This window comes from Ornithinimicrobium murale (genome assembly GCF_003352835.1).
Lineage (GTDB): Bacteria > Actinomycetota > Actinomycetes > Actinomycetales > Dermatophilaceae > Ornithinicoccus > Ornithinicoccus muralis.
The window spans coordinates 154,243-168,685 of the sequence record NZ_QLVD01000019.1; the positions used below are offsets into that span (position 1 = coordinate 154,243).

General features: G+C 65.0%; 11 protein-coding genes, 4 tRNA genes and 1 pseudogene. 8 read left to right on the forward strand and 8 right to left on the reverse strand.

The genetic code is table 11. The annotated features are described in order from the left end of the window. Positions 1-138: 138 nt before the first annotated feature. Positions 139-1,185, forward strand: a pseudogene (locus DPQ65_RS16480) (recombinase family protein); the annotation flags it as partial. A 598-nt stretch (positions 1,186-1,783) separates the two neighbouring features. Here DPQ65_RS16480 and DPQ65_RS07285 read toward each other — a convergent pair. The 4 genes from DPQ65_RS07285 to DPQ65_RS07300 all read right to left on the reverse strand — a co-directional run bounded on the left by DPQ65_RS07285 (position 1,784) and on the right by DPQ65_RS07300 (position 2,120). Then, positions 1,784-1,860, reverse strand: a tRNA-Arg gene (locus DPQ65_RS07285). Positions 1,861-1,869: 9 nt separating this feature from the next. Next, positions 1,870-1,946 (reverse strand) — tRNA-Pro (locus DPQ65_RS07290). A 10-nt stretch (positions 1,947-1,956) separates the two neighbouring features. Further along, positions 1,957-2,029 (reverse strand) — tRNA-Val (locus tag DPQ65_RS07295). A 17-nt stretch (positions 2,030-2,046) separates the two neighbouring features. Further along, a tRNA-Ile gene (locus tag DPQ65_RS07300) sits at positions 2,047-2,120 on the reverse strand. 178 nt (positions 2,121-2,298) lie between these two features. On the opposite strand from DPQ65_RS07300, the gene DPQ65_RS07305 reads away from it, so the two are divergent. Further along, a complete protein-coding gene (locus DPQ65_RS07305; RefSeq protein ID WP_114906999.1) occupies positions 2,299-2,607 on the forward strand; it encodes a helix-turn-helix domain-containing protein in 309 nt (102 codons plus the stop codon). Positions 2,608-2,618: 11 nt separating this feature from the next. Here DPQ65_RS07305 and DPQ65_RS07310 read toward each other — a convergent pair whose 3' ends face one another. The 3 genes from DPQ65_RS07310 to DPQ65_RS07320 form a co-directional block, all read right to left on the reverse strand. Beyond that, positions 2,619-3,011, reverse strand: coding sequence for a hypothetical protein (locus tag DPQ65_RS07310; RefSeq protein WP_114907000.1), 393 nt, complete (start codon positions 3,009-3,011; stop codon positions 2,619-2,621). A 194-nt stretch (positions 3,012-3,205) separates the two neighbouring features. Beyond that, a complete protein-coding gene (locus DPQ65_RS07315) occupies positions 3,206-3,778 on the reverse strand; it encodes an ImmA/IrrE family metallo-endopeptidase (RefSeq protein ID WP_114906680.1) in 573 nt (190 codons plus the stop codon). A 3-nt stretch (positions 3,779-3,781) separates the two neighbouring features. Next, on the reverse strand, positions 3,782-4,150 hold the full coding sequence (locus DPQ65_RS07320; protein ID WP_114906681.1) for a helix-turn-helix domain-containing protein: 369 nt from the start codon (positions 4,148-4,150) through the stop codon (positions 3,782-3,784). A gap of 306 nt (positions 4,151-4,456) precedes the next feature. Here DPQ65_RS07320 and DPQ65_RS07325 point away from each other — a divergent pair, with 306 nt between their 5' ends. From DPQ65_RS07325 to DPQ65_RS07350, 6 genes are all read left to right on the forward strand, one after another. Further along, entirely contained in the window at positions 4,457-5,422 is a 966-nt protein-coding gene (locus DPQ65_RS07325; protein WP_114906682.1) for an SMODS domain-containing nucleotidyltransferase, read from the forward strand. 74 nt (positions 5,423-5,496) lie between these two features. Continuing rightward, positions 5,497-6,033 carry a ubiquitin-conjugating enzyme family protein gene (locus tag DPQ65_RS07330; RefSeq protein ID WP_238146739.1) on the forward strand — a complete coding sequence of 179 codons (537 nt, stop codon included), beginning with the start codon at positions 5,497-5,499 and terminating at the stop codon, positions 6,031-6,033. After that, a complete protein-coding gene (locus tag DPQ65_RS07335) occupies positions 6,020-7,318 on the forward strand; it encodes a HesA/MoeB/ThiF family protein (RefSeq protein ID WP_114906684.1) in 1,299 nt (432 codons plus the stop codon). Before DPQ65_RS07330 ends, DPQ65_RS07335 begins: the two co-directional genes overlap by 14 nt. Before the next feature lie 23 nt (positions 7,319-7,341). Further along, on the forward strand, positions 7,342-7,872 hold the full coding sequence (locus DPQ65_RS07340; RefSeq protein WP_114906685.1) for a Mov34/MPN/PAD-1 family protein: 531 nt from the start codon (positions 7,342-7,344) through the stop codon (positions 7,870-7,872). Continuing rightward, on the forward strand, positions 7,869-9,173 hold the full coding sequence (locus DPQ65_RS07345; RefSeq protein ID WP_114906686.1) for an SAVED domain-containing protein: 1,305 nt from the start codon (positions 7,869-7,871) through the stop codon (positions 9,171-9,173). Before DPQ65_RS07340 ends, DPQ65_RS07345 begins: the two co-directional genes overlap by 4 nt. Before the next feature lie 109 nt (positions 9,174-9,282). Beyond that, positions 9,283-10,785, forward strand: a complete 1,503-nt coding sequence (locus tag DPQ65_RS07350) for a hypothetical protein (protein ID WP_114906687.1) — start codon at positions 9,283-9,285, stop codon at positions 10,783-10,785. Between the two features lie 58 nt (positions 10,786-10,843). On the opposite strand, the gene mobF is transcribed toward DPQ65_RS07350, so the two are convergent. Beyond that, positions 10,844-14,380, reverse strand: a complete 3,537-nt coding sequence (gene mobF / locus DPQ65_RS07355; RefSeq protein ID WP_114906688.1) for a MobF family relaxase — start codon at positions 14,378-14,380, stop codon at positions 10,844-10,846. Positions 14,381-14,443 lie beyond the last annotated feature (63 nt).

A 14,443-nucleotide genomic window follows, 5' to 3' on the forward strand; every position in this document is an offset into this window, starting at 1 on the left:
TGTTCACTAGCCCTTCGTGGCCTACCCAGCCCGTCCGCAAGCGGATGGCACGGGTCGTGTTTATTTCCTACGTCGCACCGCACGAGCAGCCCCGCGCTCTCGTGTTGGCCCCACCTGTTGGGGAAGGAAACACGACCCATGAGCACCACGCACCCTCCGCTGGCAACGGCGCCCGATCAGATCGGTGCGACCACGACACTGGCGGTGACCTACCTGCGCGTCTCCACCAAGGAGCAGGCGTCCAAGGGCGGCCAGGACGAAGGATTCTCCATCCCGGCCCAGCGTCAGGCGAACCTGCGCAAGGCCCAGGAGGTCAACGCGGTCATCGTCGAGGAGTTCGTCGACGCCGGCGAGTCCGCCCGCCAGGCCGACCGGCCCGCGCTGATGCAGATGATCGAGTACGTCAAGACCCACCCGGTGGCCTACTGCATCGTCCACAAGGTCGACCGGCTCGCGCGCAACCGCGCCGACGACGTCGCGATCCACCTCGCGCTCAAAGAAGCAGGCGTCCTGCTGGTCTCTGCGACCGAGAACATCGACGAGACGCCCTCGGGGATGCTGCTGCACGGGATCATGTCCACCATCGCGGAGTTCTACTCCCGCAACCTCGCCAACGAGGTCTCCAAGGGCATGAACCAGAAGGCAGTCACCGGCGGCACCAACGGCAAAGCCCCGATGGGCTATCTGAACGTCACCCGGCGCGACGAACTCGGCCGCGAGGTCCGCACCATCGAGGTCGATCCGCAGCGCGGCCCGATCATCCGGTGGGCCTTCGAGGCCTACGCGACCGGGAACTACTCGGTGGCGACACTGCGCGAAGAACTCATCGACCGTGGCCTGACCACCGTGGCGACACCGAAGCGGCCCGCCAAGGCCCCCGCGTTGTCCTCGATCCACCGGATGCTGGCCAGCCCGTACTACAAGGGCAACGTGCAGTTCAAAGGCGCGACCTACGACGGCCTGCACGAACCCCTGGTCGCACCCGAGGTCTGGTACCGGGTCCAGACCGTGCTCGCAGCCCACCAGGCGTCCGGGGAGAAGACCCAAGCCCACGAGCACTACCTCAAAGGCACCGTGTTCTGCGGCACCTGCGGCTCCCGCCTGATCCTGTCCAACGCCCGCAGCCGCAGCGGAGTGATCTACCCCTACTTCATCTGCGCCGGCCGACACTCCAAGCGCACCAACTGCGACCGCAAGTCCATGTTCGTGCCCGACGTGGAAGCCGCGGTCGAGGACTACTACCGCCGCGTGCAGATACCCGCCCACATCGTCACCGCGCTGCGCGAGCTGATCACCGGCGAGTTCGACCGGCTCTTCGCCACCGCCAAGACCGAACGCAAGGCACAGGTCGCCGAACGAGACCGCCTCTACGACGAGCGCACCAAGCTGCTCCAGGCCCACTACGCCGGGGCCGTGCCGCTGGACCTGCTCAAGACCGAACAGGACCGCATCGCCCGACAGATCGCGTTCCTCGACTCACGGATCGAGGCCAGCGAGATCGAGTACGACCAGGCCCGCGCCCACCTCGATGACTGCCTGGCCCTGGCCGGCAACGCCCACGCGATCTACATGAGCATCGACGACTCACTCCGCCGGATCGCCAACCAGGCCTTCTTCGAACGCCTCACCGTCACCGACGACGACGCCATCGACGCCGAACCAGGAGTGCCCTTCGACACCCTGTTCAACCCCGAAGTCCAGGCCACCGCCCTCGCACGCCAGACAGCAGGCAGAAACGGGGCAGATCAAACCGGAAACGTCGCTGGTTTGAACAACGACGCTCTGGTGCCCTCGGCAGGACTCGAACCTGCGACACCAGGCTCCGTAAACCGGTGCTCTATCCGTCTGAGCTACGAGGGCATTTGGTGCTGGTCGGGGCAACAGGAGTCGAACCTGCGACCTTCCGCTCCCAAAGCGGACGCGCTACCAAGCTGCGCCATACCCCGCGGTGTTGCGTGGTTGCGGCAGGAATCGAACCTGCGACTCCCTGCGCGTCGAGCAGGTGCTCTACCAACTGAGCTACGCGACCTGGGCTCGTGCACGCGGTTGGTGCGGCAGGGCTCGAACCTGCGACCTCTGCCTTATCAGGGCAACGCTCCAACCGACTGAGCTACGCACCAACGACGTGCACGAGAAGTGGACCTCCGTAGCAGCTTCTCAAACCCCCGGAAGCCGCTCGGATCGCTGATTTCCCGTGTTCTACGGGGTTCTCGGGCTCGTCAGCCGCGCGCTCGGGGTGCTCGGATGACCGATGAGCGCGGTCCGGTGCGTGAGAATTCGCGGCAGTCTCAAACCCGTTTGAGCGTCTCCAATCGAGCCGAGCTGATCACCGGTTACGCCGATGGTGTGCCCGTGCGGGAGCTGGCGACGCGATTCAACGTGCACCGCGGCACTGTGCGGGAGATAGCTCGGGAGGCGGGCTTGGCGGCGCGTCGCCCGGAGTTGCCGGACGCGCTCCGACAGGACGCCGCTCAGCTCTATGCGGGTGGGATGACGCTCGCTCAGGTCGCCGCGCGACTCGGAGTCAGCCATGAGGCCGTGCGCTCGGCTGTGCTCGCGTGCGGCGGGACGATCCGTGCCGGCGGTCGTCGCCGGGTCGGTGCCTGAGTTCTCACACCTCAGCGGATATCTATCGCGTCCACCACGGACCGCTCTTCGGCGACGTCTGCTTCGCCGGGCGAGCTGGCGCGCTCGCGACGGGCGGTGATGGACTCGCGGACACGGGCGCGGATTAGGAGCACAGCGCTGACCGGCCCGATCCAGAGCATCTTGAGCATGTTCCAGATCGCCCACAGCACTGCGAGGTGGAGCCATCCGGGGGCGCCGTCGTCGATGAGTTGGACACAGACGTTCGCGATCAGCAGGTACGGGACTGCGAGCAGCATCGCGGGGATACCCCACTTCAAGCCGCGTCGGCGGGTTCGGATCGCATCCAGCAGGATGTTGGTAGGCATGTAGCGCCGCAGGAAGTAGCGGGTGTGGACGCTGACGGTCCAGATCAGACGGATCATGGTCTTCCTCTCCATCGCACAGTTCATCTGACGAGGCGGTGCGTTGAAGAGTGACCCGAGGGTCTGCCGCGAGCGGCGCATTACAGAGGAGAAATCCGGCCTCAGGGCCAAGTCTACGCCTCGGGCCGGACGTGAAGGAAGGGACGGGCGAACTCGCACCGAGCCCAGGCCGATCGCCCGCTGCTGGGTCGCAACTATCGGTAGGAGCTGGGCGCCTTGGACCACTTGGCGCGAGCGCGTTCCATGACCTTGCGGGCGCCGCTGTGGTTCATCCTCCAGCGGGCGACAGCGAGGCTGACGTCGTAGGCATCCGCGGCCTCCTCGTCGGTGGCGTTCGCTCGGGCGAGCCGGAAGGCTCCGTCGTTGGGGATCAGCATCTCCCCCGAGAGCCAGTCGGCTTCGGCTTCTTGGTCGCCGCCCAGCCCACACTTCCTCTCGTCGGAAAGCGAAACGCCGAACTGGTGCTCCAGGACGACGTGGGCAAGTTCGTGGCACATGGTGGTGCGCCGACGAGTCAAGGGCTGAGCATCGTTCTCCAGGATGACCACCCCGCTGCCGTTCGGGATCAGCGCCCCGGATAGTGCGCTCCCGTCCGCTCGTAGGAAGTGGTCACGCGCGACACCATCAAGGTCGCTGAGCTGGACGACCGGGATGCCGTACTCAGAAGCGAAGGCGTAGGGGTCGAAAGGCGCATGCGCGTCGAGGCCGATCTCGGCCCGTAGCTCCAGCGCGAGGCTCTTCGCCTCGGTCTTGAATCCTCGACGCACGAGTCATCCCTGGGCCCGTGCACGTTCGATGGTCGCGCCGATCACCTGTTGCAGGTACCTGACGTCGGTCTCGCTGAGGTCCTTCCGGGCGCGCAGGAGCGGTGCGAGCTGGGCCATGAGGTCGGGTTCGCGAGTGTCGTCGGCGTCACGTTCTCCCTCGTGCTCGAAGAAGTCCTCGGCCGGGAGTCGGAGCCAGGCGATGATCGTGGCGAAGCCGTCGGTATCTGGCTTGAGGCCGTTGCCGAGCCGGGAGAGCAAGGAGGGACTCACGCCGATCTCGCCGGCCAGTGCTCGCCATGAGAGTTGGCGCTCTTGACGCGCGGCGTCTAGGGCGGAGTACAGCGCGGCCGTATTGATCGTGGTTTTGGCCATACCCCCAGTGTGTCACATCTGCGACAGTCCGTCGCCTCCGACACGGAGTGTGTTAGAATTGAAACGCAGCATCGAGTCTAGAACACCGAGGAGGTGAGGAGCATGGCAGGCAAGCGAGGGCGCAGCGCGGTCACGGGTCGGTTCGTGAAGCAGTCCACGGTGAAGCGTCACCCGAAGACCACGACCAACGAGACCACCGGCAAGCGCAGCAAGAAGAAGTAGGCAACGAGCCGCACCTGCTCGACGCAGCAATGTCGGTGGCAGTAACTACGGTGATCGAACGACAAACCAACCAGGAGAACGACTATGAGCGTGACGGACGCCTTCAAGACCTTTCAGGACGTCGTGAACGCTGACATCACACACGTCCGCGAAGCGCGCGCCCGGCGCGATCTCTTCAAGAGTGCCTTCGGCACCGAGGACGATGTGGAGGAAGTCATCGCGTCCGGATCGCTCGCGCGAGGGACGCACAAGGACCCGATCCATGACGTCGATGTGATCGTCGTCTTCGATCAGGACGAGCATCCTGAGTGGGGAGCGCCAGGAGGTTCCGCCGCGGACGCTCTCGATCACACGCGCCAGCGTGTCAACGCGCTGCTCGGGGCGACGAACGGCACCTACGACCACGCCGTCCGACTGGCCCGGTGGCGCAACCATGCCGTCAAGTGCTTCCTAGATGACCCCGACGATCCTGACGCTTTCACGGTTGATGCCATGCCAGCACTTCGCCGCGATGGGCGGCTCCTCATTCCTGAAGCACTCTCGGAAGACTGGGTCGCTTGCGACCCCGAGTCCCTGATCGCCGAGGTCGCGGATAGGCACGCACAGTGGAACAAGTTCGCCGGCACTGTTCGGATGCTCAAGTGGTGGGCCGCCGAGCAAGACACCAAGATCAAGTCTCTCGTCATGGAGGTCCTCGCGCTCGACTTCCTGCCGACGGACGTCAACCAGCCCGCTGCGATCAAGCAGTTCTTCGTCAGCGCCTGCTACCACATTAAGGGCGGGAACGAAGTCGCCGATCCTGCTGGGCTCTGTGGACCGATTCAGCCTGACATCGATTACGGCGAGTTCGCCGATTCCCTCCGATCTGCACGAGATAACGCGATCAAGGCCTTCCAGGCACAGGCGAACAACGACACTGCCGCTGCGATCAAGCACTGGGGTGAGGTGTTTGGGGACGACTTCCCGAAGCCTCCCGCCTCCACTGGCAACCCGGCGCCTGCGGTCGTACCAGCGGCGCCCCGACCGGTGAAGGACACTCCGCAGGGATGACTCGCGCAACAGGGCCGGATCGCGGCGCGGGCACCGCGGCGCTCAACCCCGTGCTCTGGACTGAACGTGAACCTGTGCGACTGGCGCGCGACCAAGATGAAGTCCAGGCATTCGCGCCGTTGCTCGAATACCAGAGTCCAGCAGACGACGGTTTGCCGCACGGCGGATGGATCGGCGTGCTCCCCCGCTGGCCGTTCGAGCGGCCGCAGCCCAATGCTCTCGACGAGCTGCTCGGGGACCAGGAACTGCGGGTGCTCGTCGCCTACTCCGCGGCGCACCCGATGGTGCCGCCGACCATCTACTCCCTCGATCCCGAGCCGTCGATCTGGGAACAGACACAGTCCGCATGGCACGTAGCCCCAGGAGGATCGCTCTGTCTGCTCCAGAGCGATGGCGGCTGGCAGCCCGAAGCCAGCCTCACCGAGCTTCTGGCGAAGGCATCGGGGTGGCGAATCGAGTACGCCCTCATGAAGGCTGGAGTCATCAATGAGATGTCGGTCAATGGCATCGTCTCTGACCCCTCACACGACCACCTGATTGACCGAGCGATTCAGCGAGCAGCTCCAACACCGGACCCGACCGAGGCGGGAGACACAGATGTCTCCCCATAACCCCTACATCGTGATGCCCAGAGACGCGGTCACCAAGATCGCAGGCTCCGACCTGTCGGGCGGATCGCTGGTGCTCCGCCGCGTTCCCGCGGACGATATGTATGTCGTCCAGACCGTGGAAACCGGCAAAGACATCCGTCTTCCAGCCGAAGTCCCACGCGAGTACTCCGCGCTTCGTTCAGGCGACCCTCACCATGCCGCTCAGTGGATCAGGGTGGCACCCAACGACGCCCATCTTCACCATCTCTTCTTGTCCAGACGCCCCGATATCTCCATAGGGTTCAAAGAATTCAGGGAGCTGGTGCCGGGCGTTGCCGATCCCGGCAACCACCTTGGCGTGGTCGTCACTCACGACCCCGATCTTCCACCGGAGCTGGTGGAGGCCGGTGCCTCGGAGTTTGCGGGATGGGCTGTCCGGCGCAGCGGTGTGGAACCGCTCGCTATCGAGATAGAGCCAGAAGTTGTTGGCCTGGCACAGTTGGCTGGCAAGTGGCCGATCGAGCAGCTCGCCGCCAACAGCGTCATGGTCGTGGGCTGCGGCAGCATCGGCAGCGCCGCAGCAGAGGCGCTCGCAGGATACGGAGTCGGACGTGTGGAACTTGTCGACCCGGACCGATTCCTCTGGCACAACATGCTCCGCCACACTCTCGGCGCCGAAAGCGTCGGGCGGTTCAAGGTGGCGGCCATGAAAGATCACCTCGCCCAGCGCTGGCCGCAACAGACAGTGCTTGCCCACCAACGCGACGTGGTTGCCGAGGCGCACTACATCCGGCGCATCGTCGACCGCGTCGATCTGGTGCTCTGTGCCGCAGACGGTATTGCTCCCAGGCGTGTCGTCAGCCACCTCTCCAGGCGCGCACGGAGGCCGGCGATCCTGGCGTGCGTGCTCGACAATGGCTCGATCGGAGAAGTCATCAGGCTGCGACCAACACCCCGGTTCGGATGTCTCCTCTGTCTACGGCAGCAGCTTGCAGATCAGGGAGCGATGGACGCTGAGGCGGATCAGGAGTTGGATTACGGCACCGGGCGCGTCCACCAGCCAATGACGGCTGTGCCGCCTGATCTCCGATACATCGGCACATTCGCCGCAAAAGTAGCGATCGCGACACTGCTGGAATCGCTTCACGGTGACCACACCCAGCAGGTTCCCGGCGAACACGCCATAATCGGTCTCCGACCAGCAGGCGACCTCGCAGCCCCTTTCGACCTCAGCCAAGCCGGCGATGTTCGGTGGTCGTCCATTCCCAGACCTCGTGCATCGTGCCCGACCTGCTCGCCAGGATGACAGGTCGAAGAGAGGTGCCTCCGGTGACGATCACTGACGTCGCACTCAGCACGATCGCGCGCGAGGCGTTGCGGTCCGTCGATGGACTCGAAACTGGCGGCATCCTGCTCGGGAACGACGCGACTGATGGGATCGACATCCGACACGCCGGTGGACCTGGACCCAACGCCACCCGCGGCGAACGCACCTTTATGCGAGACCTCGACCATGCCCGGCGTCTCGCGGACTACGCCTGGTCGGAGGACCGTAGCCAGTGGATAGGCGAATGGCACACCCACCCGACCGGAGGACTCTCCCCGAGCGAGGTTGATCTCCACTCCTACATGCGCCATCTGCACGACCCCGAACTGGGGTTCGACAAGTTCGTCGCGATCATCGCTGGATTCGATTCATCGGCACAAGTGGTCGTTGCAATTTGGCTCGTAGAACGGGACCGCATCTTGGCAGTGTTACCCGAGAGGCTTCCTACGGCGCCTGCTGTAAACAGCCCGCACGCCAGTGACGCGGTGAGGCACGCCACCTTCGTAACTGAAGAACACAAGGAGACGCCATGACATCCGATTCCGCCGCCCCTGACCCAGCAGACCCTGTCTTCATCTCGTACCGCCAGAAGGACGGTACTGGTGTTGCTACGGAGCTCGCCTGGCTCCTCCGGGCCGCCGGCATCCCTGTCTGGCGGGACCGAGACGATCTGCCGCCAGGCGACACCGAGGCCCGACTCAAGCAAGCGATAGCGGCCGGCATCTCCGGCGGCGTTCTCGTGACGACACCGGACGTGGTGAACAGCAGAGTCGTGAAGACGTTGGAAGCACCTCAACTCCTTGAGCTACACCGCGACCACGAAGTGTTTGCACTCGGCATCATCAACTCGGTGAAGACAGACGACGGCGGAACAAATTACGACGCTCCTGACCGGCTCCTAGAGATTCGTCCCGGCACCTTGAGCGGTGTAGATCAGCAATCCGCCGAGCGCGATGGTCTGCTGGCATTGATCCGCGGTTTGGTCTGGCACCGGATCGCGTCTCTTCGCAAGCGAATCGAGGCAACCGACCAGACGTTCCACCTGAGCCTCCAAACCAGGAACACGCCACAGGTCTATGACCGAACCGGTGACGAACTGGACATCCGGCTCATGCCCTCCGATCACGAACGGCTTCCGAGCGCCGATGGGCTCCGAGACCTCAAGGACACCATCGGTCTCCTCCCCGATGCCGTGACCCGTTCCGGGGCACATCGCCTACGTGTTGCTGGAGGGGCTCATCTCTCCGTGGCCTTCGCGGTCGGGGCGGCCTTGCCTTCGTCTCGAATCGGACACATGGACGTGATCGACCAACAGGGCGCCACCTGGTCGAGCGATGGCGAAGCGCGGTTCATCACGCAAACGCAAGTGCAAATCGCAAATCAAGGCGGCGAGCCATCTGCGATCACGACCGGCCGCCCCTCCGCAGCCGTGTATGTCGATCTCCTGCCCCAACGCAGCGACACCGCCTTCACCCGCTATATCGAAGACCATAGGCCGTTTCTCGCGGCCTGGCGTCATCTCACAAGTGCGAGCGGCACGCTCCTCGACCCCACTGATGCAGGCCTGATCGCCGCCGACGTCGCCGCGCACATCCGTGCCCTGTCGAACGACAACTCCAACGCCGAGGTGCACCTCCTGCTGCGGTGCCCGTTCCCACTTGCGCTTCTCATCGGGCGATTGACCAACACCCTGCGCGTAGTAGTCCATGAATGGGACGACTCCGACCCCATCGACGGTGAAGACTACCGCGCAAGGTACGTGCCCACCATGCGTTTACGTACATCTGCAAGCTCAGGTGTCATCGAAGATGTGCTCCTCCCGGATGCGTCTTGACTGCGCCAACCGACCTTGCGGTCGCCCGTAACACCATGTTGAGCGTCACTCTCGCGTGGAGGATTCGCTCGACGTTTAGACAACGGCGCTCCGAAGGACACGGACGTCTATGAGCTTCTCGCGCGATCCGGGCTTGCCCTACTCGGCATTCACTCAAGCGTGCCGCGCCTTCAAACCCAGCGAGCTGATCCCGGCGATCGCGCAGGCCTCGGCATCGCTCGGCGAACCGCCGTATCCAGATGCTGTGAAACATCGGATGCCGCCGTGGGGATTGGCTGCGGCCGCGCGAGATTCGCTTCTCTACGGCAATGAGTATCGCTCGAAGGCCGTCGATGAGAAGGCGCTGCGGAAGCTGATGCACAAGTTCCAGATCGCGATGGACATCGACGATGCTGATGTGGGGTCCGAGGACTTCCTCGTCAAACTGATGACTCGGGTCACGTACGAGCAGTTCCCCTACCAGGAGTCGATGTTCGAGGAACTTGCTCGCTCCCACGCCTGGATGGTCGAGGGTCTGCCCGACGTCGAGACCCGAGTGATCACGGAGGACTCGCTGGCGGCCATGCTCGACGGAATTCCGTTCCGCGAGGCGATCGGCGCGACGTTCTTCCTCCAAGTGGGTGCCTTCCAGAACGGTGGAGCTTACAAGCCCGGCTGGCTGGATCAGCCAAACTTCACTGAAGTGCTGAAGCTCTATCCGCGGACGAACATAGAGAAGATCGCCTCTCGACTCACCACGACACCCGCAGCCTTTCGGACTGCTTTCAACGACCACTCGGTCGGAACAGCCACAGCGGGCCGATTCGATTACAACCCGTTGATGGCGACGCCGTTCGTGGACATGGGCGACGGGGAGCCTGTTGCTCCAGCGACGCGTCTGATCATGCGGACGGTCACGCCGGGAGGCTTGTACTACGCCGGGATGACCAAGCACGGCAAGACTTTCGCGGATGACCTCGGAGGCCTGTTCGAGCACTACATTGGTCGACAATTCAAGCTGATCGAAGACGCGGAGGTCGAACCCGAGATTGTCTTCGGCAAGGGTGGCGGTCACAAGAGCGTTGACTGGTTTGTGATCCTGCCCAATTTGGTCATCTTGGTTGAGGTCAAGTCTCGCCGCCTCGGCCCGGCAGCACGGGCCGGCGATGCGACGCTGACGAACTCGCTCAGCGAGACCCTAGGCGGCGCACGGAAGCAGTTGACCCGTACGGTCAGCCATCTTGCTGACAATCACCCGGCGTTCACGAACATCCCAACCGACCGCCCCATGTTGGGGTTGATCGTCACGGCGGAGCCGTTCTATACCGGAGCCGCGTACCTTCTCGACCATGACGTTGCAGTCATCCCTGGCGGGAGGCTCCCAGATGTTCCTGTAGCCGCGGCGAGCGCGCGTGAAGTCGAGTGGCTCGTGACGCACGGCAAAGAGGTTGAGCCGCTGCTCCTCGCAGAGATGGCGAAGAGTGCAGGAGGTGTCGTCAGCCTGCGTGACATCGGTAAGAAGGTTGATACCGAGAATCCGATTCTGTTGAACGCTTGGAATGCGTATCCTTGGCCGACCGGCAAAGGACATGGCGATGGAGGATCATCATCGACGCCGTCCGGCAATGGCTGATCCTCACAGTCCGACCAAGTCGACTGCAAGCTTCGGAAGTGCCGAAATCGCGCCACACTTACAACGAGCGCTCGACGTCCTCGCGTCCCGGTGAATGCTGCGGTACATCGCTCGCTTGGGTGATGAAGCCATGTACTCGATCGAGGGCAGTTCGTGCACGGGCGGCGTCGATGCTCTGCGCCGTGGACTGCGGCGGCGGCCCCAGCGGTCGGTCATCCGTGACGCTGTATCTGTCGCGGTAGGCCGCGACGGTGCGCCCATAACGTCGCCACGCAGCGGCCTGGCGTTGATCGCGGGGTGGCTCGCCAAGATGCTGCGCCCACGACTCGCCGGTCTCGCGTGCGGTGTCGAGCACGGCGTCGGCACGGGCCTCGATCATCTCGCGCCGCTCATCGAGGGCGTGGCGCATGTCGCGAATCATTGGGCCGTCGGCGGACGGAATCAGTCCGGCGATCAGCCGTGGCGCCTTGCGGGTGCGGCCCGAGCCGGCTGGGCGTGCGGTGGCACGGGCGACCCGGTAGTGCAGGACGGAGGCGATGTCGTCGGCATCGGTGAACCCGCGCGCGGCGACCAAGCGCGGGAGCAGGGTATCGAGGTTGTGGTGGTTGGCCTCGGCGCGGCGCAGTTCGGCGGTGAGCGCCCCGAACGCCTCGGACTCGATCGCGGCCTCGGCTTGCTGGGCAGTCAGACCAGAGGCACGGATGAGGGTGGCCCAGCGGTCTCGTTGTGCTGCGGCGGCGATGGTCTCGTACTCGGCGGCGAGCTGGGCGATCGAGCCCCACTGCTCCTGTTCGGCGGTGATGGTCTCGTGCGCGGACAGTTCGGCACCCACGTGCTGGAGCACACCGAACAGCACCGACCAGCCGGTGGCGTCGGGGTTGTCGCCTGGATGCGGGTGGGCGTGCTCGTCGGGCCGGTCGAGGATCACGTAGGCGCGGTTGGCGTGCTTGCCGCGGGTCATCGCGACATAGAAGTTCTCCCTCGTCGTGGTCGGCTCCACCAGCACATGCGCGGTATCGACAGTGACGCCCTGCGCCCTATGCGCCGTGACCGCGTAGCCCAGATCAACATGGTCGGTCACATAGGAGGCGGGGAGGACGATCGACCCGCCGAACCGGCGGCCGACCTTGCGGATCGTGACCGAGCCGTCGTCCCGGACGCCGGTGATAGTCCAGGCATCGCCGTTGCGCACCCACGTCTTCCCGTTGCGTAGGCGGCGGTCGTTGCGGCGGGTGATGATCGTGTCCCCGACACCTGCCGCGGTGCCGTCGTTCAGCTCGACCTCCCGACCCGGCTTCAACGTGCCGTCGAGGATCAGATCGGCACGAGCACGCTGGTTGAGGGCGCTCACGTGGTCGCGGGTCTCAGCGACCAGCACCGACATCAGCCCTCGCTCCCGGTCCGCGCGCCACGCGGCGTATGCGACGTCGGTCATCGCCTCAGCGTCGCCGTCGTGGATGCGGTCGTGGTCGAGGTAGGTGTCGATCACCTGCGTGCGACCGTGGCGCAGCGCGAGGGAGGCGGTCTTCTCCCACTCGTGGATGAACCGGTGCACGTCGACCAGCTCGGGCGCATCGACCCGGTCACCGACGAGGAGACCGAAGGCGCCTCCGGCGTCGACGGATTGGAGTTGGGCGTAGTCGCCCACCAAGAGCACCTTCGCTCCAGCGCGTTCGGCCAAGTGGGTGATGCGGTCCAACGAGAGGGTTCCAGCGAGGGAGGCTTCGTCGATGATGACGAGCTGACCCGCCCGAAAGTCCTCGCCGTGGACGAGGTGGTTCTGCCACCACTTCGCCGTGTTCTCCGTCGCAATACCGAGATCGTCAGCGAGCACCTGCGCGGCCACCGCGGACGGTGCCAGCCCGACCACGGAACCGTCGCCGTGCTCGGTCTCCCACGCGCGGCGCAGGGCATTCATGGCGGTGGTCTTGCCCGCACCGGCCGGGCCGACCAGCACATCGAGCATCCGGCCGGAGACCGCGACCTTCATCAGCGCCTCGGCCTGATCCTCACCGAGCATCCGCCCCTCGACGTCGGGACGGCTCGTGATCTTCTCGACCGTGCGCACCGGGACAGTTGGTGCGGTCAGGGTGCGGGCGCGGTCGAGCAGACGGTCCTCAGCCGCGAGGAGTTGCTCGGAGGAGAACACGGTGGAGTGCTTGGGCCGGAACACACTCGTGCCGTCGATGCGCCGGAACGCGGCTGGGCTGGTGGCGAGGTCGGGAGGGGTCAGCCGCAGTGAAGCGTTCTCGGCGGCGTCAGCGATCATCCCCACGACCGCCTCGCGGTCGCTCATGGTGGCGAAGCGCCAGCGCATCGTCTGCCGCGACGCCTCGGCCATCAGGTTCCACCTGCGCCAGGTCGAACGCTTCTCACCGACCACCTCGACCACCGAGATACCGAGTTCGGCGATCACCTCCAGCGGCACGTCGTCGGCCCGCAACAGCAACGCTTTGTCGTTATCGGTGACGGTGCGCGCCCAGGCAGTGGCGTCCTGACCGAGCACGCCGGTCGCGCGGGTACGCCACTCGTGGGTGAGGTCGGCCAGCGAATGGACCTCCTTGTCCGGCCGGGTGCTGAGCGTGGCTTGGGCACGGAGCTTGATGATCGTGGCGGCGGAGGGCTGACGTCCGTGCTTGTCGACGTACTCGGCGATCAACCGATCCTTCTCGGTCTCGATGTGCCGGGCACGGGTCGAGAACTCGGCCACTAGTTCCTCCGGGACGCTGGCGATGGCCCATGCCGGGTTGCGGTCCCGGCCCATGTCCCGGGCCTCCCATTCGACGCCGAAGGTGCGGGTCATGTGATCGGCGAACACCGCCTCATGCAGCTCCGACAGCGCAACCACGGCAGCGTGCATCGGCCGACCATCCAACGACCGCCACTTCCCATCCAACGCGGTCTGGACCTTGTTCGAGATGACGACGTGAGTGTGCAGGTGCGGGTCGCCAGCGCGTGAATCGAAGTGATCGAACGCCGTCGCCACCAACCCGGTCACATCGACCTGCGCAACGGCACCGTCGCCGGCGGTTGCACCGGTACGGGTGGCTGCAACCTCGCGCTCCATGAACGCAACCACCTCCGCAACCGCGGCATGATGGGCCTCACCGATCAACGCCTGGGTTCCGGCGTCGGCGACCGCCCAGAGCGCGGAAGCGGACTTCGGAACCGAGAAGGTGAAGTCGAACCCCGCCACCGCCCGCCGTGTCCCACGCTCGGCTTCCTCGGCCTCGATCTGGGCGACCGCCTCACCCTTCGCACCCGGTGACATGGAGGAGTCCAGATCGGCGATCCTCGCCTCGATCCGTTCCGAGACGGACTTGTAGGCGGGGAACGCGAGGCCCAGGGGGTCGCCCGTGATCGGGTCACGACCCATCCCCATCAAGAGTTGGAGCTGAGCCTCCGACACCCGATCACCCACCGCGACCTCGCCATTGCCGAGCGAGGCGACACCCGCCCCGAGCCACTGACCAGGAGGCGTACCTTCCTCCACGTAATAGCGCGTCAGGGGCGTCGACAGCGAGCGATCCCCATCTGCGGCGGCCACGGTGCGCAGGAGGTATTTGTAGCCGTCTCCAGCGCTCATGACCCGCATCGAAACTGTCACGGTGAATAGGTGCGTCGGTAGCCTCTCCGCCGGTCACGGTTGTGAGGTGGC

Excerpts from the sequence above, each read along its gene's own strand:
- DPQ65_RS07335 (WP_114906684.1), top strand. The coding sequence starts at position 6,020 with ATGTCTCCCCATAACCCCTACATCGTGATGCCCAGAGACGCGGTCACC.
- DPQ65_RS07325 (WP_114906682.1), top strand. The coding sequence starts at position 4,457 with ATGAGCGTGACGGACGCCTTCAAGACCTTTCAGGACGTCGTGAACGCT.
- mobF (WP_114906688.1), bottom strand. The coding sequence starts at position 14,380 with ATGCGGGTCATGAGCGCTGGAGACGGCTACAAATACCTCCTGCGCACC.
- DPQ65_RS07350 (WP_114906687.1), top strand. The coding sequence starts at position 9,283 with ATGAGCTTCTCGCGCGATCCGGGCTTGCCCTACTCGGCATTCACTCAA.
- DPQ65_RS07345 (WP_114906686.1), top strand. The coding sequence starts at position 7,869 with ATGACATCCGATTCCGCCGCCCCTGACCCAGCAGACCCTGTCTTCATC.
- DPQ65_RS07310 (WP_114907000.1), bottom strand. The coding sequence starts at position 3,011 with ATGATCCGTCTGATCTGGACCGTCAGCGTCCACACCCGCTACTTCCTG.
- DPQ65_RS07320 (WP_114906681.1), bottom strand. The coding sequence starts at position 4,150 with ATGGCCAAAACCACGATCAATACGGCCGCGCTGTACTCCGCCCTAGAC.